This window comes from Streptomyces sp. NPDC097617 (assembly GCF_044761485.1).
Classification (GTDB): domain Bacteria; phylum Actinomycetota; class Actinomycetes; order Streptomycetales; family Streptomycetaceae; genus Streptomyces.
The window spans coordinates 603,084-627,432 of sequence record NZ_JBIWCL010000002.1 but is presented as its reverse complement, the minus strand read 5'-3'; the positions used below and the strand labels follow the sequence as shown (position 1 = coordinate 627,432).

At 71.0% G+C, this 24,349-nt stretch carries 25 protein-coding genes and 1 tRNA gene; all 26 read left to right on the top strand.

The window, feature by feature from the left end:
- Positions 1-150: 150 nt before the first annotated feature.
- Entirely contained in the window at positions 151-585 is a 435-nt protein-coding gene (locus ACIQZO_RS06240; RefSeq protein WP_403620857.1) for a hypothetical protein, read from the top strand.
- An 83-nt stretch (positions 586-668) separates the two neighbouring features.
- The gene (locus ACIQZO_RS06235; protein ID WP_403620854.1) at positions 669-1,616 is read left to right on the top strand and encodes a hypothetical protein; all 948 of its coding nucleotides are present in this window, start codon (positions 669-671) and stop codon (positions 1,614-1,616) included.
- An 83-nt stretch (positions 1,617-1,699) separates the two neighbouring features.
- Positions 1,700-2,161: a hypothetical protein gene (locus ACIQZO_RS06230; protein WP_403620851.1), complete on the top strand. Its 462-nt coding sequence runs from the start codon at positions 1,700-1,702 to the stop codon at positions 2,159-2,161.
- A 63-nt stretch (positions 2,162-2,224) separates the two neighbouring features.
- Complete coding sequence (locus ACIQZO_RS06225) at positions 2,225-2,683, top strand: hypothetical protein (protein ID WP_403620848.1); 459 nt, start codon at positions 2,225-2,227, stop codon at positions 2,681-2,683.
- Between the two features lie 162 nt (positions 2,684-2,845).
- A complete protein-coding gene (locus ACIQZO_RS06220) occupies positions 2,846-4,597 on the top strand; it encodes a DNA cytosine methyltransferase (RefSeq protein WP_403620845.1) in 1,752 nt (583 codons plus the stop codon).
- A 101-nt stretch (positions 4,598-4,698) separates the two neighbouring features.
- Complete coding sequence (locus ACIQZO_RS06215; protein WP_403620842.1) at positions 4,699-5,088, top strand: hypothetical protein; 390 nt, start codon at positions 4,699-4,701, stop codon at positions 5,086-5,088.
- Between the two features lie 104 nt (positions 5,089-5,192).
- Positions 5,193-5,441, top strand: a complete 249-nt coding sequence (locus tag ACIQZO_RS06210; protein WP_403620839.1) for a hypothetical protein — start codon at positions 5,193-5,195, stop codon at positions 5,439-5,441.
- A gap of 136 nt (positions 5,442-5,577) precedes the next feature.
- Positions 5,578-6,528, top strand: a complete 951-nt coding sequence (locus tag ACIQZO_RS06205) for a magnesium chelatase domain-containing protein (protein ID WP_403620837.1) — start codon at positions 5,578-5,580, stop codon at positions 6,526-6,528.
- Positions 6,529-6,618: 90 nt separating this feature from the next.
- On the top strand, positions 6,619-7,335 hold the full coding sequence (locus ACIQZO_RS06200) for a hypothetical protein (RefSeq protein WP_403620834.1): 717 nt from the start codon (positions 6,619-6,621) through the stop codon (positions 7,333-7,335).
- A gap of 283 nt (positions 7,336-7,618) precedes the next feature.
- Positions 7,619-7,692: transfer RNA gene (locus ACIQZO_RS06195), tRNA-Gly, on the top strand.
- A 136-nt stretch (positions 7,693-7,828) separates the two neighbouring features.
- Complete coding sequence (locus ACIQZO_RS06190) at positions 7,829-9,184, top strand: hypothetical protein (protein ID WP_403620831.1); 1,356 nt, start codon at positions 7,829-7,831, stop codon at positions 9,182-9,184.
- On the top strand, positions 9,181-10,125 hold the full coding sequence (locus tag ACIQZO_RS06185; protein ID WP_403620828.1) for a ParB N-terminal domain-containing protein: 945 nt from the start codon (positions 9,181-9,183) through the stop codon (positions 10,123-10,125). The genes ACIQZO_RS06190 and ACIQZO_RS06185 overlap by 4 nt, the downstream gene beginning before the upstream one ends.
- Positions 10,122-10,745, top strand: coding sequence for a hypothetical protein (locus tag ACIQZO_RS06180; protein WP_403620825.1), 624 nt, complete (start codon positions 10,122-10,124; stop codon positions 10,743-10,745). Before ACIQZO_RS06185 ends, ACIQZO_RS06180 begins: the two co-directional genes overlap by 4 nt.
- The gene (locus ACIQZO_RS06175; RefSeq protein ID WP_403620822.1) at positions 10,742-12,322 is read left to right on the top strand and encodes a hypothetical protein; all 1,581 of its coding nucleotides are present in this window, start codon (positions 10,742-10,744) and stop codon (positions 12,320-12,322) included. Before ACIQZO_RS06180 ends, ACIQZO_RS06175 begins: the two co-directional genes overlap by 4 nt.
- A 40-nt stretch (positions 12,323-12,362) precedes the next feature.
- On the top strand, positions 12,363-12,668 hold the full coding sequence (locus tag ACIQZO_RS06170; RefSeq protein ID WP_403620819.1) for a hypothetical protein: 306 nt from the start codon (positions 12,363-12,365) through the stop codon (positions 12,666-12,668).
- 54 nt (positions 12,669-12,722) lie between these two features.
- A complete protein-coding gene (locus ACIQZO_RS06165) occupies positions 12,723-12,974 on the top strand; it encodes a hypothetical protein (protein ID WP_403620816.1) in 252 nt (83 codons plus the stop codon).
- A 4-nt stretch (positions 12,975-12,978) separates the two neighbouring features.
- Positions 12,979-13,707: a hypothetical protein gene (locus tag ACIQZO_RS06160; RefSeq protein ID WP_403620813.1), complete on the top strand. Its 729-nt coding sequence runs from the start codon at positions 12,979-12,981 to the stop codon at positions 13,705-13,707.
- Between the two features lie 112 nt (positions 13,708-13,819).
- Positions 13,820-14,158, top strand: coding sequence for a DUF1360 domain-containing protein (locus ACIQZO_RS06155; protein WP_403620810.1), 339 nt, complete (start codon positions 13,820-13,822; stop codon positions 14,156-14,158).
- Complete coding sequence (locus tag ACIQZO_RS06150) at positions 14,158-15,906, top strand: hypothetical protein (RefSeq protein WP_403620807.1); 1,749 nt, start codon at positions 14,158-14,160, stop codon at positions 15,904-15,906. The genes ACIQZO_RS06155 and ACIQZO_RS06150 overlap by 1 nt, the downstream gene beginning before the upstream one ends.
- 213 nt (positions 15,907-16,119) lie before the next feature.
- Positions 16,120-16,356, top strand: coding sequence for a hypothetical protein (locus ACIQZO_RS06145; protein WP_403620804.1), 237 nt, complete (start codon positions 16,120-16,122; stop codon positions 16,354-16,356).
- Positions 16,349-20,149 (top strand): phage minor head protein, encoded by a 3,801-nt coding sequence (locus tag ACIQZO_RS06140; protein WP_403620801.1) that lies wholly within the window; start codon positions 16,349-16,351, stop codon positions 20,147-20,149. The genes ACIQZO_RS06145 and ACIQZO_RS06140 overlap by 8 nt, the downstream gene beginning before the upstream one ends.
- On the top strand, positions 20,149-20,331 hold the full coding sequence (locus ACIQZO_RS06135; protein ID WP_403620798.1) for a hypothetical protein: 183 nt from the start codon (positions 20,149-20,151) through the stop codon (positions 20,329-20,331). Before ACIQZO_RS06140 ends, ACIQZO_RS06135 begins: the two co-directional genes overlap by 1 nt.
- Positions 20,332-20,433: 102 nt before the next feature.
- On the top strand, positions 20,434-22,059 hold the full coding sequence (locus ACIQZO_RS06130; protein ID WP_403620795.1) for a major capsid protein: 1,626 nt from the start codon (positions 20,434-20,436) through the stop codon (positions 22,057-22,059).
- 83 nt (positions 22,060-22,142) lie between these two features.
- Complete coding sequence (locus tag ACIQZO_RS06125; protein ID WP_403620792.1) at positions 22,143-22,994, top strand: cupin; 852 nt, start codon at positions 22,143-22,145, stop codon at positions 22,992-22,994.
- The gene (locus ACIQZO_RS06120) at positions 22,991-23,479 is read left to right on the top strand and encodes a hypothetical protein (RefSeq protein WP_403620789.1); all 489 of its coding nucleotides are present in this window, start codon (positions 22,991-22,993) and stop codon (positions 23,477-23,479) included. Before ACIQZO_RS06125 ends, ACIQZO_RS06120 begins: the two co-directional genes overlap by 4 nt.
- Positions 23,480-23,648: 169 nt before the next feature.
- Entirely contained in the window at positions 23,649-24,347 is a 699-nt protein-coding gene (locus ACIQZO_RS06115) for a hypothetical protein (protein ID WP_403620786.1), read from the top strand.
- Positions 24,348-24,349: the final 2 nt, after the last annotated feature.

Sequence of the window (24,349 nt, the reverse complement as noted above, 5' to 3'; positions counted from 1 at the left end):
CCGCCCCACACGTCGTCCCGGCGCCCGCCCACGGTGTTCCCCGGCCCCCCCCCCAAACCGGGGCACACCGGCACCGGACCCGGCCCCCCCCCCCCCCGGCCGGCCCCCCGGCCCCCCCCGGCTCCACCTCAACCGAGAGGACATCTCAGGATGAGTGATCTGCGACTCGCGACCTGCACCTACCAGGAGTTCGCCCCGCACATGGGCACCTCGGTCCGCACCACGGTCGGTGCCCCGCGGTTCTCCCTCCCCTACCAGCTCGGCGGCCACGCCCGGCTCATCACCCCCACCCGCGACCTGCTCAAGATCAACGCGCAGGACGCCTACGAGTGGGGCTACCGCCGGCTCCTGAACGGCAACGGACTCGAGAACATCCGCCGCGAACTCATGGCCATCGCGGGCGCCAACGACCTGGACAGCCCGCTGGTCCTCCTGTGCTTCGACCGCCTGGACCGGCTGACCCCGCCCGACGACTGGTGCCACCGCCTCCACTTCGCGAAGTGGTGGACCGAGCAGACCGACACAGAGGTCCCCGAGCTGGGCGCCTGGCGCACGCCGCCCCCGCCCACCCTCTTCGACTTCTGATCCTCCACCTCTGGCGGGCGGGGGCGGGAATCCCCGCCCGCCAGAGGCCCCAACCGAAATCACCTCACAGCAAGGAAGTCACCATGGCCCGCACGTACGAGCCGATCCAGACCCGGGTGTGCATTGACGACACGCTCGGCCCGTTCGACTGCCAACTCGACCCCCGCAACCGGTGGAACGGCTGGCTGAGCCCCCACTTCTCCCTCGACGCCACCCGGCAGCTGTCCGCCCAGACGCTCCAGATGGCCGAGGACTACGGGCACGACTGCGTCGACACGATCCACGTGATCGAGGGCCGCGCGGACAGCGCGGACACGGTCCACATCATCGACAGCGGCAAGACGTACGAGGTCAACGACGACGGCGACCACGCGCCCCTGGCGATCGCCGTGCGGATCCCCTGGCGCTCCCTGGACCGGGGCAAGACGGCCACGATCACCGACCTCACCCCGGCCGCCCGCAAGGCGGCCCGCAAGAGCAAGGCCACCGGCCGGGGTGCGGCCCGCGCGGTCGTGGTCCACATCCGCTGGATGTACCTGGAAGAGGGCGTCGGCACGGCCGCCAACATCGTCCGCCCCGACGCCGACGGCCTGTACCCCATCGGTGGCTGGGAGTGGACGTGGCACTTCGCCTCCTGGTGGTGCGTGTGCGGTGAGGGCATGGACTGGCACGACACCGACTGCCAGTGCGGCATGACCCGCGACGCGAACCCGAAGACCCCGCTGGGAGTTGCCACCTGGGCGGCCGGGGCCACACTGCGGCGCCTGGCCCCCGAGGCGACGTCGGCCCTGGTCGACCTCCACGACGACTTCGCCCGGATCATCTCCGTGTTCGCCGGCGACACCGAGATCGACACCTGCGACGACACCGGTCCGTTCGACTGCGAAACCCTCGGCGAGGCCGACGCGATCCTGCGCGCGGTCCTCGACGAAGAGGGCATCGGCGCCCCGGACGCGGCCGGATGGCAGCTCGTCTCGGACGAGAAGTCCGACCAGCTCTACCGGATCACCTTCCCCGCCGTCCGCCCGTAGCGGCCCGGCCCGGGACGAGGCCCTCTAAGCGCTCGTCCCGGGCCCGCCTCTCCCACTCCATCCCGAGCGAACGAGGACGTCTCATGACCAACCAGGCCCCCCAGAAGCCGGCTTACCCCTTGCCCGACGGCCGCGCGATCAGCATGGCCGCCCACGAGGCCCTGGCCGCCCACTTCCAGGCGGGCGCCCGGCTCGGCCGCGTGATGGCCGTCGTCACTGCGGCGGCCGTGCGGGACATCCTGACCGACCACGACCACGAAGCCCCGTTCGACGCTGCCCACACCGAGCTGGTCGAGGCGGCCGACGGCGCCCTGTACGGAACCGGCCGGTACTGGACGGCGGACGGCACCGAGACCTCGTTCACCGAAGCCGTCGGCGAGCACGAGGCCGCGATGGGCGTCTACGGGATGAACGAGTGGACGCCGTACCTCGACCACGGGAACAGGGACGTCTGGAAGCCGCTCGTCACCGAGCTGCCCGCACGCAACGGCCAGCCGGCCTACCGACTCGACCTGGCCAAGGCGGCGGCCCTGCCGCTCGACTGACCACAAGCCACCTGGCCCCGGGGCGGGCGAGGGCGGGAATCCCGCCCACCCCGGGGCCGCCGCATGTGCACCGACCGAAACAACCTCACGGAGAACGCCATGATCGAAGTCCTCGTCTCGTGCAACGACACCCAGCGGTACCCGGCCCTGATCGACCCCGACGACCACCGCGACGGGTACGTGAAGCCCTGGTTCGACCTGGCCACCGTCCAGCGGATCGCAGCCGACACCCAGGAGGACGCGGACCGGTTCAGCCACGGCTCGGTGGACACGGTGCACGTCCTCACCGGCAAGGTCGACGGCACGGAGCACGCGGTCGTGCTGAACATCTGCTGGATGTACCTCGGCGGCGAGAAGCACCAGGAGGCGGTGGAGGTCTGCCAGCCCAACGAGGCTGGCCGGTACGCGATCGGCGGCTTCGAATGGTGCTGGTACCAGCTGGACGAGCAGCTGAACCCGGTCATCCCGCCCCAGGTGAAGCGGGAGCCGCTGCCGCCCTTTCCCCAGCAGGGGGCCGTCTGACCTGCTCTTTTCTCCGAAATCCCCGGGGGTCAACCCGGTACTTCACGGAGAGTCCGGCGTTAGTCATAGTGTCTACCCACTAAGCACCACACCGGCCAGGTGGGCGGAGGCGGGAATCTCCGCTCGCCTGGCCAGCACCCATGACCTCACGAGGAGACCGTCTTGGCCTACATCGACTCCACCACCACCGCCTGGGCCTCAGGCGGCTCGGCGTCCGCATACAAGCACGACGGCAACGAGCTGACCGTCATGAGCTGGTTCTGCGGCGCGGGCGGCGACACCCAGGGCGCCGACGCGGTCCCCAACGTCCGCGTCACCCGGGCCGCGAACCACTGGGACGTGGCCCTCGCCACGCACGCCTGGAACAACCCGCTCTGCGAGGTCTGGAAGGGCGACATCCGTCGGGCCCCGGTCGAGAAGTGGCCGGTGTGCGACATCTTCTGGGCGTCGCCCGAGTGCCCGAAGTGGTCGGCGGCCCGGGGCGTGAAGCGGGACTTCGACAAGACCCTCCAGGGCCAGATCGACTTCGACGAGCCCGAGTTCAAGAGCGACAAGGAGCGCCGGGCCGCCGAAGAGCGCTCGCGCGCCCTGATGGAAGAAGTCCCGATGTACCTCCGAGGCGTGATCGCCCGAGGCGGCCTGGTCAAGGCGGGCGTAGTCGAGAACGTGATCGACTGCCGCGACTGGGACGACTGGGACCGGTGGATGGGCGAGTTCGACAAGATGGGCTACGACACCAAGGTCTGCGCGATCAACTCGATGCACGTCGACCCCCGCAGCCTCGACCACATCCCCCAGAGCCGTGACCGGCTGTACGTCGCCTACTGGCACCGGAGCCTGGGCCGCACCCCCCAGTGGGACAAGTGGATCCTGCGCCCCGAAGCGTTCTGCTTCGACTGCGACGAGAAGGTGGAGGCCGTCCAGGTCTTCCGCAAGGCAGGCAAGGACATGGGCCGGTACCGCCAGAGCTACGACTACCGGTGCCCGCGCAAGACGTGCCGCGCGATCGTGGAGCCCATGGCGCTCCCCGCGGCTGCCGCGATCGACTGGTCACTCCCCGGCACGCCGATCGGTGACCGGCAGAAGACCCCGGAGTGCCCGGAAGGCCTGGCCCCCGCCACGATCGCCCGTACCAGGGCGGGCTTCGCCCAGTACTGGGGCTGGGGCGCACCGGCCGCCGACGATGGCCAGGACGCGCTGTTCGGCGGCCTCGCTGACACCCCGGAGGTCACCCCCGGCCCGCTCCTCGTCCCGACCGGCGGCACGTGGAGGGACAAGGCCGTCACCCTGAACCGGCCGATGTCGACCCGCACGACGGTCGAGACCGACGGGATCGTGATCCCGCCCATCCTCGTCCCCTGCGAGGGCCGCGACGGCAAGAAGCCGATGAGCGTGGACGACCCGCTGCGCACCCAGACGGCCCGTCTGGAGACCGCCCTCGCGTACCTCCCGCCGTTCGTGATCCCGATGCGGGGAGGCGGCGACAAGGAGAAGGCCCGGCACATCAGCGCCCCGCTCCACACCGTCTCGGCCGGCGGCAACCACCATGGACTGGTGACCGCACCGGACCACCTGCTCGTCCCGTACTACGGCAACGGCCGGGCCCGGGAGCTGAGCGAGCCGATCGGCGCCCTGCCGACCCGCGACCGGTACGCCCTGGTCAAGGGCGACTTCAACATCGACGACGTCCTGTTCCGGATGCTCCAGCCCCACGAGATCGCACGGGCGATGGCCTTCCGGAAGGGCTACAAGATCATGGGCTCGAAGCGGCACCAGGTGCGCCAGCTCGGCAACGCGGTGACCCCGGGCGTCGCGGAGAACCTGTACTGCGCGCTGGTCGAGGCGATCACGGGCGAGGAGATGTCCCGGTTCGCAGAGGGGCGCGGCCCGCTCTCGCTCACCATGGCCGCCTGACCTGCGATTTCCCCCGATCCCTGGGGTATCAACCGGTACCCCAGGGGTCTCCCCGCGTTAGTCATAGTGTCTACCCACTAACCACCATCACGGAGGCTGCCATGTCCGCCAAGCTCATCCCCGCCCACCTCGCCGCGGCCATCGCCCAGGAGGCGGCGAAGTGCGCGTCGCGCCCGCTGTGGCAGAGCCAGGTGCTCGGCGTCCTGGTCCACGCCGGGTACAGCGCCCGGGAGATCGCCGGCTTCACCGGCGCCCAGTGGGACCGGATCGAGCTGCGCCTGGCGCTCGCCGGTCTCATCGACGCGGGCAAGGGTGCCGTGACCGAAGGGCTCCTGCCGGTCGACCTGGCCGGGTGCGTCGCCGAGCTGAGCGAGTCGAACCAGCAGTTGATGCTCAACCGCTGGCTGCGCGGCGACTTCCGCAGCGCCCGCCACGCGGAGCGGTACGTGCTCGCCATCCGGCAGGACGAGCAGCCGCAGGTGAGCTTCTAACCCGCGAGGAAATTTCCTCGATCCATTTTCCGCAATCGGTTTACCTAAATCGATTACGGAAAGGATAGAAGTAGACCCACTCACCACCCCTACAAGGAGCGGCCATGCGCGTCACGACCACCACGGCATCTGAGCTGGTCATCGAGGACAAGGCCACGTACTACCTGCTGCGGATCGTCCAGGAACCCGGCAAGCCCGACGCGATCGGCGAGGACATCCTGTCCGGCTTCCAGGTCCGCGCGGCCATCACCGCGGCCCTGGCTGACGGCAGCAGCGAGGTCGAGCAGAAGGGCCCGACCGAGATCACCACGCGGCAGGCCGACGGGAGCTGCACCTACTCGAAGGTCTGCTAGCTGTCGGCGGCCGGCGGGGCGCGTAAGCGAGGGAATCCCACCGGCCGCCACACGCAGCCCAGCACCGAAGGGCCTCACAACCCAACCAGGCGCGTGAGGCCCACCGTACCGCCCATTTAGATCAGCGGAGGAACGCGTGAGCACCAACAACACCACCGAGACCCGCGAGTTCATCATCGTCGGCCAGGACACCGGCGTGAGCTACACCCTGTGGGACGTGGCGCCCGCCCCGACCGACACCACGAAGCGCGCCATCGTGCTCGAGGAACTGAACATCGACGCGTACGACGCCTTCGGCTCGGTCCACCTGGAGCACGCCGCCAGCGCCCGCGCGGCTGTCGACCACCTCCTCGCGGCACTCAAGGAGCGGTCCGGCCTCGACTCCTACGCGTTGAGCCCCGACAGCAAGCTCGACAACTACCAGGCGGACGCCCCCGCCCAGCCGGCCGCCGACGAGCCCGAGCCGTTCGGCCGCGCGCACACCCGGTCGGCCACCCGGGACAGCGGATACCGCATCGAGGCGAGCAGCACGCCCGGCGTCCCCGTGTTCAACGTCGATGGGCTGCCCGTCCGCTCCCCGATCGAGACCAGGGACCGTGTGCGCGCGGGCGTCATCAACAGCGGCCTGGACTGGCCGATGACGAACGTGCTCGTCCGCCTCACCCCGATCACCAAGGACGGAAGCAGCGTCGGGACCAGCGGCCTGGACCTCGCGATCGCGTGCACCATCCTGGCCGCCTCCGGCCAACTCCCCGCCGATTGCCTGGCCGGAGCAGCGATGGTCGGCGAACTCGGCCTCGACGGCGCGATCCGCGTCCCCTACGACCTGACCAACACGGTCCGCACGATCGCGGACGACGGTGCGACGACCATCCTCGTCCCCGTCCAGGCCATGGACGACGTGGCCACCGCGGGCGTCCGGGTGATCGGAGTCGGCTCTCTGGACGAGGCCTTGGCGGTCCTGGCCGGCCACTGGCACCACCCGGAGGGCTGCGCCCACTGCACCCCCGACACGGACGCCGAACCGCACCAGCCCTGCACCCCCGACGGCCGGTGCCCGGTCTGCGAGGACGTCGCCCCGTTCTGAGCGGCGAGCGCCGGGCGGGCCCCGCACTGGCCCGCCCGGCACCTCCCCTCCTCCACCACCACCCGCATTGCAAGGAAGGGCACCACCACCATGGACATCAACGCTGATCAGATCCAGTTCACCGCGTACGGCCCGGAGCGTTTCGCCGAGCACCTGCCGTTCGCTCAGCGCGGCTACCTGTTCACCATCCCCGGGACCTTCCCGGAGGACACCCCCGCGCACACCAACGTCACCGACTGGGAGATGGCGGTCTACCGCAAGCACGGAGAGTGGGAGGTCCGGGACGTCCACGGCGACCGGAAGGTCTGGGCCGTTGCCTCATCTCGCCGAGTCGCGGCCGGCCTGGCGTTCCAGGGGATCGCCCGCAAGCGCCGTTACCGCGCGGCCGACATCGGCAACGCGCGCGCCTTGTGCGGCCTTGAGACCGTCCCCCCGTACGCGGTGGAGATCACCGACAGCGTGACGTTCGTCCTCACCTCCTGGTTCGTCGCCCACCTCGTGAGGATCGAGGCGACCGAGTTCGGTCACCCGGCCCGGTACCAGGTGACCGCCCCGCGCAGCGGAGAGGCGTACGTGATCGAAGCCAGTGGCGGGGTCGAACTGCGCACCCTGGAGGTCGGCGTGCTGCACATCCGGTGCGGCTGCGACATCAACCCGGCCGCCACGTTCGAGAACGAGGCCGACGCCACGGCCCACGTCCGCGAGGAACTGGCCGTCTGGGAGGTCTGCCCGGCATCGCCCGGCGCCCCGGCCGCCGAGGACCAGCAGACCGAGGACGACGAGGACCAGGCGCCCGACGCCCAGTAGCCTCCGCCCGCCCCGTGGGGCCACGACCGGTAACCGGTCGTGGCCCCACGGGCGTTCCGGCGCCCTGCGGTCATCCCGGCCAGGACCGCCCACGCCCGTCTTAGCCGCTCACGGCCCCCAGCTCCCTACCCTCCACGTGGCGGCAACGAGTCGGTCACAGCCCCACCAAGGGCTGCCAGTGAACGGATTCGGCGCCCCCTTCACCGTCGGATCGGCCACTTAGGGTCCCTGTATCATCGCGTTCCGTGGTCGGCTGTTCTGAGCAGCGGCGCAGTCGACCCACGCGCCGGTAGTGCAACAGCAGCACGCCCACCTTCCGGGTGGGAGGTCCTGGTTCAAATCCAGGCCGGCGCTCCACCCCGAAGCCCCCGACCGGCACCCGCCCGGCCGGGGGCTTCGTCGTACCCCCTGGCCTGCGCCGATGCCCCGGGGCCGGGCTGCCGGGTCGGCTACCATCGCCGCCCACCTCGGCAGGTCCCCCAAGGAGCGGCCCATGTTCCACGGCTCGATTCCCGCGCCCCTCCGGTCGATCATCTACGAGCACGCCGGAACGTGGCCCGAGTCCGACATCTACGTCGGCTGCTCCGGGAACATGACGATCGAACGGGTGCTGCACGAGAAATTCGGCAGCTCAAGGCCAGTGCACGGCAATGACATCCAGGCGTACTCGTGCGCCCTCGGCTGGTACCTCGCGGGAGACCCGCTGGAGTTCACCCTCCGCGAGGACCACGAGGAGGAACTGGGCTGGCTCCACCCGTACCTGGAGGACCGCGCGGACCTGATGGCCACGCTCATGCTCGGGACGCGGTTCCTCCAGTACGTCGGCAAGGACGGCGTCTACTACCGGCGGATGCTCGCCGCGACCCAAGAGCAGTGGCCGAGGATGCACGAGAAGACCGCCACGAAGCTGCGCGGCCTGGAAACCCGCCTCGGCTCCTTCTACGCCGGCGACGTCCGTGACTACCTCGACCAGGCCCCGGCCGACGCCCCCGTGGTCCTCTTCCCGCCCTTCTACTCCGGGGACTACACCAGCCAGTTCGCGCCGATCGACGCCGCCTTCGACTGGCCCGAGCCGACGTTCGGCGAGCTGGACGAGGCGGGCAAGGAACGGATCATCGAGCAGGTCCAGGACCGGCCGAACTGGGTCCTTGGCCTCCACATCGAGCGCCCGGAACTGCGTAACCGACTCGCCGGCGTCGTCCAGACCGCGAACCGCGGCCTGCCGATCTACGTGTACGCCGCCGCAGGACCCCGCCGCATCGTCCGCCCCCGGCAGCCCACCGAGGCGATCCCCATGCCGAAGATCGGGAAGGACGACGTCCTCGGCGACCGGATGAGCCTGCACATCCTGACGGGTGGCCAGTTCGCAGCGATCCGTTCCCAGTTCATGTCGAAGACGATCAAGCCGGGGTCGCCGCTGATCGCGTGCGGGGTCGCCGTCGACGGAAAGCTGATCGGAGCCTTCGCGTACCTGCCGCCGAAGTTCGACCCGAACACCGCCTACCTCATGTCGGACTTCCCCGTGTCGTGGACGAAGTACCGGCGCCTGGCCAAGCTGATCGTGATGGCCGCCTCCACGAAGGAGGCACAGCTCCTCATCCAGCGCAGCCTGTCGAAGCGGATCACCGGCTGGGCCACCACCGCGTTCACCGACCGGCCCAACAGCGCGAAGTACGGGCGCGGCATCCCCGGCGTACGCCTCCAGAAGCGCACCGAGGCCACCCCCAAGGACCCGGGCGACGGGATTCACCGCTACCAGCTCCAGTACGGCGGCCCCATCGGCGCCTACGACCTCGCCGGCGCCCTGGACATCTGGAAGACCAAGCACGGTAAGGATCACCTGCGATGAGCGACACCGTCACCCCCTTGTTCCGGCCCCGCCTCGTCCGCCGTGACCCGCGGCTCCTCACCCGCCTGGAGGTGAACGCCCGGTTCATGCGGAAGGAGGAGTACGACCGTCTGGTGGAGAACGTCCGCCGCGACGGCTGCCTCACCTCCACCCCGCTGATCTACGCGGGCGGCGAGTACGACGAGGAACGCGAGCTCGTCCTCTCCGGGAACCACCGGACCATGGCGTCGATCGACGCGGGCCTGGACGAGATCGACTGCATGCTCATCGAGGAGGCGCTGACCCGGCAGCAGCTCGTCGCGATCCAGCTGTCCCACAACGCCATCTCGGGCGAGGACGACCCGGCGACCCTCAAGCAGCTGTACGAGGAACTGGACGACGTCGACTGGCGCGCCTACTCCGGCCTGGATGACGACCAGCTCAAGCTGCTCGCCGAAGTCAGCCCCGAAGGGCTCAGCGAAGCGAACCTGGACTTCGCCACCGTGTCGCTGATCTTCCTCCCTGCCGAGCTGGAAGCCGCCCGCACCGCGTTCGAGGAGGCCCGCCTCGGTCAGAACGAAAGCTGGCTCGCCGCCCGCGCGGACTACGAACAGACCTTGGACACGCTCGCCTCGACCCATGCCGCCCACAAGGTCGGCAACGTTGCGACCGCCCTCCACGCCATCCTCACCATCACCGAGACCCACCTGACCGACCTCCAGGCCGGCTACACCGCCCCAGACGGCACCGCGGCGCACTCGGGGCACGTCGGCCTGGAGACGGTCCTCGGCGCCCGCACTCTCCCGGCACCCGCGGCCGTCACCATCAACAAGGCCATCGCAGCAGCAGAGGGACGCGGCGAGATCGAGCAGGGGCACGGGTGGAAGCTCCTCGAACGCCTCGCGGGGGAGTACCTGTCCGGCCCCAACTGGGACAGCGCCCACGGGGACGGTCAGCCGTGACCACCACGCTCGTCTTCGACCCCGCACTGGACCTCTGGGAGCGCCAGCCCAACGAGTCAGCCCGCAAACACGGACAGTTCGTCACGTACCGGGATCTCGGGCGTGCCCGCACCCTGGCGAAAGCTGCGGAGAGCCTGACCCTCGCTCACGGGCACGTGAGGAACACGGCGGCCGAGAACCGGTGGCGAGAGCGGGTCGAGGCGTGGGACAGGCACCTGGACCGGCTGTACGAGGCGACGTGGCTGGAGGAACGCCGCAAGGCCGCCGAGTCGGACGCGAAGATCCTGGGCGCGGCGATCGGCAAGCTGGCGCAGCGCCTTGGCACCCTGCGCGCCGAGGAGCTGTCCCCGGGCGACTTCATCCGGCTGATGGACGTCGCGATGCGGCACCGGCGCGTCCTGTTCGGCGACCCGACGGAGACGATCGCCGTCACCGGCCAGGGCGGGAACCCGCTCGCGGTCCAGCTCGCCGAGTTCGCCGCGATGCCCAAGGCGCAACGCCGCGTTCGCCTCGCCGATCTCGCCGCCTCGGTGAACCAGCGGCTCCGGGCGGTCGACGGCAGCGACGACGATGACGACGGGGAGCCTGTCCCCAACGACGAGAGCAGCGGTCAGGAGTGAACACGCGCCAGGCCCCCGGCGAGCTGGACCACCTTGACGACGCAGCGGTGCTCCAGCAGCTCGAAGCCGCGAAGAACTCGATGGGCCAAGACCTGCTGCGAGACCCGGTCACGTTCGCCCGGGGCCTGGACAGCACCTACCGGATGCGCCCGCACCTGAGGGTGATCGGGGAGGCCCTGGCCGACGTCGGACGCGGCCTGTGCCCCCGGCTGATGATTTTCACACCGCCGCAGGTGGGGAAGTCCACCACGGTCGCCGAGTGGTTTCCGTTCTGGTGGCTGGCCCTCTACCCGATGGACCGGGTGGCGGTCACGTCGTACGGCGACGACCTGGCGCTTCGCCGAGGCAAGACCATCCGTGGCTACGTCACCGAGTACGGGGCCGAGTGGGACATGTTCATCCAGCCCGGCTCGGGGGCGATGCAGGACTGGTCTCTCACCGAGGGCGGCGGTGTCCGCTCGGTGTCGGTCGGCAAGGGCCTCACAGGCCACCCGGTGAACCTGCTGATCGTGGACGACCCGCACAAGGACCGCGCCGACGCGGAGTCGGAAGCCTCCCGGCGGGCGCTGCACGACTGGTACTCGTCCACCGCCCTCAAGCGTCTCCAGCCCGACCGGAACGCGGTGGTCGGCATCCAGACGCGCTGGCACCCGGACGACTGGGCCGGCCGACGCCTCGCCGATGAGGGCCGGATCGAGGAGGGCGGCCGGTGGCGGGTGATCCACCTCCCCGCGGTCGCCGACCCGAAGTTCGGCCCGGACCCGCTCGGCCGCGCCCCCGGCGACCCGCTGCCGCACCCGAAGATCCCGACGCGGGACCGGCGGCTGCTCAAGGCGTGGTGGGCGGACATGAAGAAGACGTCGATCGTGCGGGACTGGCACAGCCTCGCCCAGGGTGACCCGCAGCCCGCCGAGGGCGCACTGGTCTCGGACGAGCTGCTGCGGATGCTGCGGGACACGACCACCAAGGTTGAGCCGCAGAAGATCGCCGTGGCGATCGACCCGTCCGGCGGCGGCCGTGACGTCGCCGGCGTCGTCGGCGGCTTCCTCGGCGACGACAAGCGGGTGTGGATCACCCACGACCGGTCGGCCGTCATGTCGTCGGCCGACTGGTCCACCGCGGCCTGTCTCCTCGCCCACGAGACGAACGCGGCGATCATCTTCGTGGAATGGAACTTCGGCCGGGACATGGCCGTCCTGGCGCTCCAGACGTCGTGGGACACCCTCCAGCGGGAGGGCCGCATCCCGCCCGAAGTCCTCATGCCGCAGATCGCCCCGGTGCGCGCGAAGCAAGGGAAGCTGCTCAGGGCCGAGCCGATCGCCCAACAGATGGTTCAGGACCGGGTACGGCTGCGCGGCGTGTTCACCGACCTGGAACGGGAGTGGGCTACGTGGATGCCGTCGGACCCCGACAGCCCCGGCCGGATCGACGCCTCGTGCATCCTCGTGTACGGCCTGATCCCCGAGGTGAACAAGGGCGCCATCGTCCACGCCCCGCTGCCGACGGCTCCGACGCCCTCGACGGTCCGTCAGCCCCCGCCCTCGGCCGGCCTGTACGGGCGGAGGATCGGGAAGTGATCGGCCCCGCCCCGTCGGCCGCCCGTGGGACACTGCGCCCATGGACACCCTTAACGGCGGGGCGGCGCTCCGCGAGCACCTGGAGCGCAACCCGGAAGCCCAGCGCGCGGCCCTCCAGGACCCGCAGTACGCGGCTGAAGTCCACCGGCTCCGCGCGGTCCTGGGCCACCTGGACGCCGCCCTGGCCGCCGAAGACATGTCCGGCGAGGTCCGGCAGCGCATCGCGGCGCGCCTCGTCGCCGACTGCCTCGGCACCGATGAGGCGAATGCCCGGGTACGCGACCGCGCCCGCGCCGTGCAGGACCTCATGACGGGCGGCGCGGTCCACGTACCCGTCGGCCGGTAGACCGCTTACCTGAACCGTTGGCGGTGGCGCGGCCGACCCCGTCACACTGACCGGGTGATGAAGCTTCCCCGCGTGGAATGCCCGAGCTGCACACGGTCGATCGCGGCCGGGATGGTCGCCGGTCGCCTCAGCAAGGGCCGGATCTGGCGCCACGACGCCCCCGACACCCGCCGCGACACCACCGGGCACCTTCTGTCGTGCGCCGGATCGCTGGAGATCGTGGACCTGCCCTACGGGCAGATGGAGATCCCCATCAGCGAACCCGAGCCCCAGCCCGAGCCCGCCGACGCGATGGCCCTGTTCTAAGCCCATGACCACCTCGAAGGCACACACCGCGTGGGACGGACTGAACGACCGTCAGCGGACCTACCTCGACGCGATCTTCCACGAGGACCAAGCGCGCGAGGAGGCCCACCACGCCGACTCCGCGCGCACCTGGTCCAGCACGCCCGCCCGCGTCTGGCGGCGTATCCCGCTGAACAGCGCGGGCTCCTCCCTCGCCTCACGGCTGCGGTCGAAAGGCGTCCACGACCCGGGCGCCGGGTCCACCCTCAGCGCGCTGTGTACCCGCGGCCTGGCCGAGGTCGACCACGTGCCCGGCATCCTCTCCGACATCGTGTGCGTGCGGATCACCCCGGCCGGTCGTGCCGCCGCCCGCGCCGGCCTCGGCTACGGCCCCCGCTGGGTGAAGCCCAGATGGGCCCTGTCCGAGTGGCTGTGGCGCGAGTTCACCAAGGTCGTGGCAGCCGGTGAGGACGGCCTACAGACGGATCAGATGTGGCACAGCGCCCACGGCTACCTGGTCGACGGCGAACTCGCGCGCGGCAACCGGCCGTACCTGTGCGTCGTCGTGACCTGGGAGAAGGTGAACCGGGCCTACCCGGGCGAGCCGCCGCGCTACATCAACCGCGAGCGGCGCCGGTACCGCCTCACCGACACCGGGCGCGCCCACTACACGGAACGTCTCGCGGACTACCGGGAGATCTACCCGGAGGTCGTCGCCCCCGACGTACCGCCCGAGCCCGCCGACACCCCGTGAGTTTTTGATCTGAAAACGGGGTCTGACCTGCACAGATCCCGGCGGGCCCGTCCCCTTCGGATGGCCTATCATCCCCGCCTGACTCGGCCGGATGATCCATCGGGGTACGGAAATGATCAGTCTTGCAGTGCTCGCCTTCCTTGCGCTCGCCGGATACCGCGGCACGCAGCTCGTCGTCCATGACTCGATCCTCGATCCGGTGCGCGCCCGCGTCGACGCCTGGCAGCAGAAGCGCCCGACGTCCGGGTTCCGGGAAGCGATCGTCACCCTGATCAGCTGCGTGTACTGCACCGGCTGGTGGGTGTCCGGCGCGCTCCTGGCGGCCTGGCTCCTCGTCACCGACTCCTGGCACGGGACCCCGCTCCTGGTCCACGGCATCGAGTGGCTGGCCGTCGCCGCCGGCGCCGCCCTCCTCAACCGCTGGGACGACTCCCGCAAGGACGCCCACTGATGGCACGCCGTGAACTCACGGCGTCCGCCTCCCGGTACACCTCCCGCAAGATCCGAGGCCGGGGCGCCGGAGACCAGTCCTGGCAGGGCCGCGCCTACGACATGTACCACCAGGTCCCCGAAGTACGGTTCGCCGCCTCATGGATCGGCAACGCCATGTCCGGCGCGAGGCTCTACGCGGGCCGCCGAGCCGACGACGGCACGATCGAACCCGCCCCCGACGGCCACCGAGCAAACGAGATCGTCGCCCAGATCGCGGGCGGCCCCGACGGCCAGTCGAAGATGCTCGGCGCGTTCGGCCGGCACCTAACCGTCCCCGGCGAGGGCTGGATCGTCGTGCGCCCCAACGACGAAGTCCTGTCCCCCTACAGCCCGGAGGACGGCCACGACTGGCGGGTCCTGTCGGTGAAGGAGGTCAAGCAGCAGTCCGGCAAGCTGATGGCCGAGATCGACGGCGAAGACGTCCCGATCCCCGAAGGCGACCCCGAGAGCATGGACCCCGACGGGCCCGTGGCGATCCGCGTGTGGGAACCGGACCCCGAGCGCGCCATCGAGGCCGACAGCCCCGTCCGCTCCAGCCTGGAGCTCCTGGAGGAGCTGCTGCTCCTCAACGCCGCCGTGAAGGCCATCGCCCGAAGCCGGATCACCGGCCGTGGCCTGCTCCTCATCCCCAAGGGCACTCGCTTCCCGACGTCCAACGCCCAGGGCGGCGCCGAGGACGACCTGATCGAGCTGTTCATGACGATCGCCGAGACCGCGATCCGCGACCCCGAGTCGGCCGCCGCGACGGTCCCGATCGTCCTGGAAGTCCCCGCGGACACGATCGCCGAGTTCAAGCTGATCAAGTTCGAGTCGGACTTCGACGAACTCGCCATCAAGCTGCGGGAAGAGGCCGTACGCCGCTTCGCGACCGGACTGGAGATCCCCGCCGAGATCCTGCTCGGCCTCGGCGACGTGAACCACTGGGGGGCTTGGGCACTGACCTCGGAGGCGATCCGCCTCGGCATCGAACCGAAGCTGGCCACCGTCTCGTACGCCCTCACCCAGCAGTGGCTACGGCCCATCCTCGAATCGGAAAGCGTCGAGGACTGGCACCGGTGGATGGTCTGGTACGACACCAGCCCGCTGCGGGTGCGCACCAACCGCTCGGAGACCGCCCTCCAGGCCCACGACCGGGGCGTCATCTCGGACGAGGCCCTCCGCCGCGAGACCGGGTTCGATGAGTCCGACGCCCCGGACGCGGAAGAGGTCGCCCGCCGTAACCCGCCCCCGGCAGCGATTCCCCCCGGCGACGAGAAGCCCACCCCGGAGGAGGAGACCCCGACCGCTCCGAACCTGCCCGTGGACGAGTCCGAGGCACCGCCGGAAACCCTCGCCGCGTCAGCCGGCCCCGGTGACGGTCTCCTCGCCGCCGCAGACGGCCTGATCTGGGGCGCGCTCACCGCGGCGGGGGAGAAGCTGCTCAAGACCCCGGCGTGCCCGCGCAGCGAACGGGCCAGGGCCCGCGACGTCGAGTCGGCGCGCCTGCACACGCTTCTCCCGGTCGACGTCGCACAAGTCGAGCAGTGGCGGCTCCTCGATGGCGCCTGGTCGAGGGCCGGGGAGATCGCTGCGCGCTACGGCCTCGACGCCGACTGCCTGACCGCGTCCCTCGACGGCTACACCCGGGAGCTGATCGCCGCTGGCGTGGAGCATGAATACCGGCTCGTGCCGTCAGTCCTGACCTCGTGCTTTGGGGCGGCGGCGTGACGCCCCGGCACGCGCGGCAGTCCGCGTCCACCGATGTCGTCCTCCACCCCGGAAGCCTTCGGTCCGGCTGGTGCCCGGTGTGCAAGGCGTGGACGCACATCACGGCGGACCTGCTGCTCCTTTCGCCTCATGGCCTGTCGACCGTCGGCACGTGGGAGTGGTGCGAGATCTGCGACGACCCCGTCAGTTCTCTCCCGAACAGGAGGATCGACCGTGCCTGATCACGACCAGTCACTTCCCGTGCCGCAGGACGACGAGCCGTTCGTGAGCCCGGACATCACCGTCTCCGTCGAGCCCGACCGCCGGTGCCGGGCCTGCGGACAGACATCCGTTCACGTCATCGCCGTCACCATGCGCGCCGGTACCGAAGACCGGGTCATCGGTGGGTGGGCCTGGTGCGAGGCGTGCGGGGCCTGCCCCCATCCGGTGATGGAGAAGCCCGATGCCTGACCGCGAAGCCCAGCTCGACCAGGCCGAGGCCGAGTTCACCGAGGCGGTCGCAGCCGCCCTCACCGAGACGGCCGACGAGTTTGCCGACGCAGTCCAGGCCGCGACGGAACTCGTCGCCGCCCGGTTCTCCGTCGGCCGGATCACCCGCATGTGGGGCAACCGGACCCGCGGCCTCGTACGCCGCCTCCTCGGCACCGCCGAGACGGCGGCCACCGCGGCGGCCGAAGACATCGGGGAACCCCTGCCTGACGGCTGGGACGACCTTCCCGGCCGGTACGACGACGGCACCCTTCCCGAGGGCCTGGGCCAGTACGTCGAGACGACCGAGCACCTGCTGCGCGCCGTCGGCGACCGCCTGGCCGAGGCCGCGCGCGCCGAACTCGCGGCGGGCGTCGACGCAGGGGAAGACGTCGACCAGCTCCGAGCGCGGCTGCGCGCCGCGTTCACCCGCGAAGGTGCCCAACTCGGGCCCGAACGGGAGCAGCGCATCGCCCAGACCGAGGCGTCCCGGGCGTGGAACACGTCCACCCTGGCCGCCGCCCAGGCCGCATCCGGCCCCGAACGGCCCGTGGTGAAGCAGTGGATCACCCGCCACGACCGGACGGTCCGCACCGCACACGCACAGGCGGACGGCCAGATCCGGCTTCTGGCCGAGCCGTTCAGCGTCGACGGCGTCGCCATGCAGACCCCCGGCGACCCTTCCGCCCCGGCCGGCCTCGTCATCAACTGCCGCTGCCGCCTCGCGGTCGCACCCCAACTACAGGCAGCCGCCTTCGAAGTGAAGGACCCGGTGCGGGTCGACGTCTTGGAATCTGAGGAGATCGCTGTGGAACCTCGATCCGTGACCGCTGCCAGCGGCCACACGGGCGCGATGATCGCCCTGGTGCCGACGGAAGAGGACGCCGAGCGCCTGGTCCTCAACGCCGTCGGCTCGGAACCAGCCGGCGAGCTGCACCTGACTTTGGCCTACCTCGGCGAAGGCGCCGACTGGGATGAGGAGCACCGCACAGACCTGATCGCCCGGCTCCGCGCCCGCGCCCCGGACATCGGCGAGCCGATCGCGGGCCGGGCGTTCGGCGCGAACCAGTGGAACGCCGACGGCAACGACCCGTGCTGGGTGTGGTCCGTCGGCGACGACCGCGACCGCCCCGTGGACGCTCCGAGGATGGAGACGGCCCACTGGGCGGCGACGTACGCGCTGGAGGATATGCCCCGCAAGCCCGCACTGCCGACGCAGCACACCCCCTGGCAGCCGCACGTGTGCGCCGCCTACACCCGCAGCCCGTCCCTGCTGACCGCGATGAACCAGCGCCTCGGGCCCGTGCGGTTCGACCGGCTGAGGGTCGCCTTCGCCGGCCAGTACACCGACATCCCGCTCGGCCCAGAACAGGAGGAAACCACCGTGGACGAAACCGAGTGCGTGACCGCGGGCCCGCCCGCCGGGCGCGCCTGGTCCACCCCCGGCGACACCGGCCTGGCCTTCGAGAACGAGGAGACCGGCGACGGCCGCGTGTTCCGCCCCGGATCGCTGTACTGGTCTGGCGCCGGGCCATGGCCGCTCCAGTACGCCGACGAGATGCTGATGGGCCACCAAGGCGCCGAACTCGCGGGCGCCATCCAGACCATCGGCCGCGAGGGCGGCCGGATCACCGGCAGCGGCGTCATCTACCCCGGCCGCCCAGCCGGTGCCGACGCCCTGACACTGCTGGAGGAGGACGCTCCGCTGGGCGTCTCCGTCGACCTCGATGACGTGTCCGTGGAGTTCGTGGACCGTACCGCGGTGGGCGGCGACGAGGAGGGCGGGGTCATCCTGCTCGCGTCGTTGCCGTCGGCGTCCCTGATGCGCCTCGGTGACGGCTCCTGGTCCCTCAGCGCGAACCGCCTGGGGGAGTGGACCGCCTCCGGGGTCGCCCTGTCTCGGACGGCGGCCGGCACGCAGCTCATCACCGGTCCGGACGGTGTCGTGACGGCCGCCGCCGTGCGCGCCGCCCTGGAGGGCACGGGCGCGCTCACCGCGGCGGCGGGCGACCGCGACAGCGACAGCGGACTCGTCGTCCACCGGGAGTCGTCCGGCGACCTGCTGATGCGGGTGACCCGGGCCCGCCTCCGGGGTGCGACCCTCGTCGCGATGCCCGCGTACGACCGGGCCCGGATCGTCCTCGAAGAACAGTCGTCCCCGGTCGACTATGTCGGCGAGGAGGAGTGGGCCGCCGCAGGTCCGTCCCCGGCACACATGCGGGTCGTGAACTACGTGAAGGCCGCCCCGGTGGCCGTTGGCGCCCGCGAGGTCGCGAAGGCCCTCGGAATGAAGATGGGGACCGTACGCGGCCATCTGACGCGGGCGGCCAAGGCCGGGCGGATCGTCCGCCTCGGCGCGGGCCTGTACGTCGGCCCGGCCAACGAAGGAGCAGGCCTCGGCGCCTCCGCTTCCGGCGACGTCGAACTCCCGGTCCACGACGATCCCGACATGGCGTGGGACGGCGACGCCGCGTCCTCGCGCGTTCTCGCGCTCGCCACCTCCGACGAGGGCTCGATCGATGCCGACGTGCTTGCCGCCGCGTACCTGTGGCGGGACGACGACGCCGACCCGGCCACCGCGGCGGCGCACAAACTGCCCTTCGCGGACGTCGTGGACGGCCAGCTCCAGATCATCGCGAACGCCGTCTACGAGATCGGCGGCGTTCTGCAGGACGACGGCGGGGAGGGTACCGGCATCCCCGAGGAGGACCGCGACGCGGTCATGACCCGGGCCGGGGCTCTCTACGGCCGCCTGGCCGAGGCCTTCGGCGATGACTCGATCCGCGCCCCGTGGCACGAGGGCGCTGACGAGGACGACGAGCTTGAGGCGTCCGCCTGGAGCGCGATGCGCGACACCGACCCGATGCCCGCCGAGTGGTTCCGCGAGCCCACCGCCGCCGAGCTGCCGCCCGGGTCTGGGGGAGTGCACTACGCGAACGGCCGAATCTACGGATGGGTCGCCCAGGCAGGTGAACCCCACGCTGGCTACCCGGGCAAGAAGCTGACGATCGAATCCCTGGGCGCGCTGGACCTGACCCACTTCCTTCGGGCCCGGTTCCGGCTCGACGACGGCACCCTGATCAAGGCGGGCGCGTTCACGATGAACGCCCCGCACCACCGCGACGGCGCCGAGTGCGAGAGCGCCGTCTGCCAGTTCGATGACACCCGCACCGTGGCCGGGATCATCACGGTCGGCATGAGCAACGGCGGTCTCTGGTTCTCCGGCGCGGCCGGCCCCTGGCTGTCGGATTGGGACCGGTCCGTCTTCGCGGCCTGCCAGCCCAGCTACCACATGAAGTCTGGTCCCGACGGGCGTTGGCAGCTCCGGGCGGTCCTGTCCGTGCCGGTTCCCGGACACTCCTCGCCGCTCCTCGCCACCGCGGTCGCCGAGCGGTCGAACCTCGCACTCGCCGCATCGGCGGCCGGCGCCGTCCTCGACCAGACGGACGTGTCCGGACAACTCCCGGACGCCAGCTCGGGAGTTGTTCGGGACAACCTGGAACAACTCCCTGACCTGCCCGGACAGCGTCCGGACACCCGTCCGGACATGTCCGGACGGCGGCTCCCGGCAGATGCCGACGTTGACGACCTGGCCGCCGCGCTCCTGGCCAGCGTCCCCTTCCTTGACGTGCTCGTGACCGCCCTCGACCGGCACCAGGAGCAGCGCGAGGAAGCCAAGAAGGAAGCCGCGCGGCTTGCCGCGTCGGTCATCGCCCCAGCCCGAGCGGAGATCGCCGCCGTCGGCGCCGCCAGCAGCACGGAAGGAACCAACTGATGGCCTGCGCCTGCAACAGCACGAGGAAGCAGTTCGAAGTCGTCGCGGACGGCGGGAGCGGGAAGGTCTTGTTCACCTCCGGCAGCGAGCCGACCGCGCAGGCCGTCTCGAAGAGGTACGAGAACAGCATCGTCCGCGAGAAGCCGAAGCCGGAACCCGCGGCGGCCACCGGAGCGAAGTAGGACAGCGAGCACGGATGGCAGCGCTGACGTCTGGCTATGCTAGGCGTCAGCGCTGCTGGTTTTGGGCCGGGCCACACTCCACTTCCTTTGGAGAGGCCCACCGTGACCGACTTCGAGATCCCCGAGGACGTCTCCGCCCTCAGCGACGACCAGCTGAACGACACCCTTGCCGGGGCTGTCGAGGCGTTCGACGCCATGTCCCAGTCCAGCAGCGTCACCACGGGGGACCTGGAGTCCCTGCGGTCCCTCGCCACGTGCGTGGACTCGATCCGCACCGAGCAGGCATCGCGCCGAGCGGCCGCCGAACAGGCCGCCGCTGAGATCGACGCTCTCGCCGCGCAGGTGCGCGGCGGAACCAACGAGCCGGCCGAGGACGCGCCCGGCGAGGTCGAGGCTGCCGCCGCCGAGCCGGAGCCCGAGCCGGATCCCGCCCCGACCGTGACGGCTGCCGTCGTCGTGCAGCGCCCGGCGCTGAACCTCTCGGGCGTCCGCCGCCGCCAGCCCCGTGTACTGCCGGAGCCGCCGTCCCCGGGCACCACCATCACCGCGGCGGTCGACGTGCCCGGCTACGCGCCCGGATCTCCGCTCGACTTCGGCGACATCACCTCGGGCATCATCAGCCGGGCCAACGCGCTGAAGACGGCCGGTGGCGGCGTGGGTCAGGTGATCAGCTACCGGCACCCGTACCCGGAGGAGCTGATCGTCACCGACTCCTCCTCGGCACCCGAGGGCACGACCGTGGCGCTCCGCGCGTCGAGCCAGCAGCGGCTCCCGCAGAAGGAGTTGGTCGCGTCCGGCGGCTGGTGCGCCCCGTCCGAGACCGTCTACGAGCTGACCGACACGTCGTGCCCCGACATGCTGTGGGACGCGCCGGAGATCCAGCTCGCGCGCGGCGGCCTCCGCTACTACAAGCCGCTGTCCCTCGACGTCGCGGCGATGACGTGGGTGCACACCGAGGCCGACGACATCAGCGGCGCCGAGAAGCCCTGCTTCAAGGTGCCCTGCCCGGCCCCGGTCGAGGTCCGCTGCGACGCCGTCGGCGTCTGCCTGGAAGCGGGCATCCTCACCCAGCGCCATTTCCCCGAGCTGGTCGCCTGGTACCTGCGCAACAGCATGGTGGCCCACGAGATCCGCATCAGGACGGTCCTCTTCCAGCAGGCCCTGGCCGGAGCAACCCCGGTCGTCATCCCGGCGACGATGGGCGCCCTGTCTGCCGTGTACGCGGCCGTCGCGCTCCAGGCCGCCGACATGATCGAGCGGCACTCCCTCTGTGAGACGACGGCCCTCGAAGTTGTCTTCCCCTGGTGGTCGCGGAACGCCTTCCTCGCCGACCTGGCCCGCCGCAACGGCGTCAGCCTCGACGAGGTGACCACCGCGCAGATCCAGGACCTGTTCACGCCCCTGGGTGTCCGTATCCAGTGGGCCCGCGGCCTGACCCCGGCGGTCCCGACGGACATCGGCGGCGCCGTCGCGGCCCTCGACTGGCCCGCGCAGGTCAAGTTCCTCATCTACCCGGCCGGCGGCCTCCAGATCGGCCGCGGCGAGGAGGTCAACCTCGGTGTCGTGCACGACAGCACGAAGTTCACGACCAACGACTACACGGCGATCTTCGCGGAGGAATGCGTCGCCCTCGTGAACCGGTCGGTGGACACCCGCGTTGTCACCGTGCCGATCTGCCCGACCGGAGCGACCGGCGCACAGACCGCGCTCACCTGCCCGATCGCCTGACCGCCACCTCCCCGACCACCGTGCCGGGCCCGAGTACCTGAACCGGGCCCGGCACGGTCCCAGATACCCCTTGGAGGTGCGCGATGCCGGAAGGGCTGCGCGTCTACGTAGAAGCGATCCCGGGCAGGCCCTTGCCCCACGGCATCCTCGGCGCCCCGTGCACGAGCGTCCGCGACATCGCCGAGGACGACATCCACGAGCTGAACGGCGTGGAATGGAAGGCCGTCGGCTGCTGCCCGGTGCACGACTGGCCCGACCCGTGCGAGGACGAGTCCCCGGGCGACGAGTCCCCGGGCCCGCCCCCGCAGAAGGAGTTCTGCCGACCCGCCACCGAGCACGCGGCCCCGATCACCCTCTACGCCGGCACGGAGTGCTCGGCCATGGGCTGGACGTACGCGGAGGCCCGCGCCCACGTCGAGGCCACGATGGCCCTCGGGGAGCAGCACGCGCTCGAGACGGCCTTCTGGCGGAACACGCTCGCCATGCTCGCCGTCGACGTCACCCCGGCGGCGGGCCCCGTGCCCATCGCCCAAGGCATCGCCGCCCTGGAGGGCTGCCTCGCGCAGCAGTACGCGGGCGTCGGCACGCTCCACGTGCCCGTTGGTGCAGCGGCCCTTCTGGGCTGCTGCAACCTCGTCCGTGAGGACGCGGAGACCGGTGCGCTGCGCACCCTTGCCGGGAACTGCGCGGTGATCGGCTCCGGGTACTCCGCGGTGGGCACGGGCCCCGGCAACATCCCCGCCGAGCCGGGCACCGCCTGGCTCTACATCACGGGTCCGCTCGATATCCGGCGTGGGCCTCTCGACGTCATCCCGGACCGGGCCGGTCCGTCCGTCAGCATCCGTACCAACGACCGCAAGGTCCTCGCCGAGCGGACCTACGTGGTCGGCACGACGTGCACCGTTTGCGCCGTCCAGATCGAGGTGTCCTCGTGAGCGACTTCGTCCGCATCCGCCCGACCGCCGACCGTCGGGTCGCCTTCGCCCGTTGGGCTGTCGCCCAGGACCCGAAGATCCGTACCTCGGGCCCCGACACCTTCACCGTGCCCGTCCGTCTCCTCCCCGAGATGCCGGAGGGCATCCTCATCGGCTCGTTCGTCGACGGACACCGCTACATCTCGCCCGAGGAGGATCAGGCCGAGGGCAAGCCGGCCCCCGGTGCCGAGCTTCTCGGTGTGGCGACGGCCGCAGGGCTCGCCCCGGAGCCGCTGCCGGAGCACGAGGCAACGCCGGGGGAGCCGCTGCCCGAGCTGCCCGACGAGGCGTACGCGCCCGAGGCCAGCCCCCTGCCCGGCCCGGAGACGCCCGACGAGGCCACCGGACAGCCGGACGGTGCCTTCCCCTGCTCCGGCTGCGGCAAGGAGTTCAGCACCGAGCGCGGCCGGGACACCCATCATCGGCGTAAGCACGTCGATGGGTGAGCCCGAGCGCGGTCCCGGCCTCGACAGGGTGACCTGCCGGTCCGCCTGGTGGCGCGGGCCGACGGCAGCGCGCTGCCGCGCCCCGGGTAGGCCGCGCCCGCGCGGCTATGCTGATTGCTGACGCTGCTGGTTGTGGGCCGGGCCGACCAACTCACTGTTGGAGGCCGCAGTGCCACTGATCGCCAATGCCGACGTCATCCGGGTCACCAGGGTGGACGGCTGTGGCCGTCCCGTCTGTGGCGAGGACAACGGGTTCGTCTTCGACTGCTTCGCGACGCTCGCCATGAACCCGAACTCCGACGACGGCGACGACATCGAGTACAAGGCCGCGAACGGCCGCGTCTGCGGGTATCGCAAGGGGTGCCCGGTCTTCCGGGGCTTCGACGTCGAGCTCAACTTCCACGAGGTCAGCCCGCAGTTGATCGAAATCATGACGGGCAACCCCGTCGTCTTCGGCTTCGACAACAAGCCGATCGGTTACGACGACTGCGCGGTGCAGTGCTCCTCGGGCTTCGCCCTGGAGCTGTGGGTGGAGGTCCTCGGCGACGACACCTGCGCCCCCGAAGGTACGGGCGACGGCTCCTGGCTCTACTTCCTGCTGCCGTGGGTGACGAACGGGCTGCTCGGCGACCTGGAGATCGGCAGCGAGGCGGCGTCCCTGTCCCTCACGGGGGCGACCCGGGCCGGCGGCGGCTGGGGCCTCGGCCCGTACAACGTCATGCCGAAGAACCTGGCGGGCCTGGCCGGGCCGCTCCTCACCCCGCTCGGTCCGGCCTGCCACCGCCGGACCATCGTCACGACTATCGCCCCGCCGCTGCCGAGTGCTGACTACACCTCGGTCACCGGCGGCCTCTGCCTGGCGTCCTGACG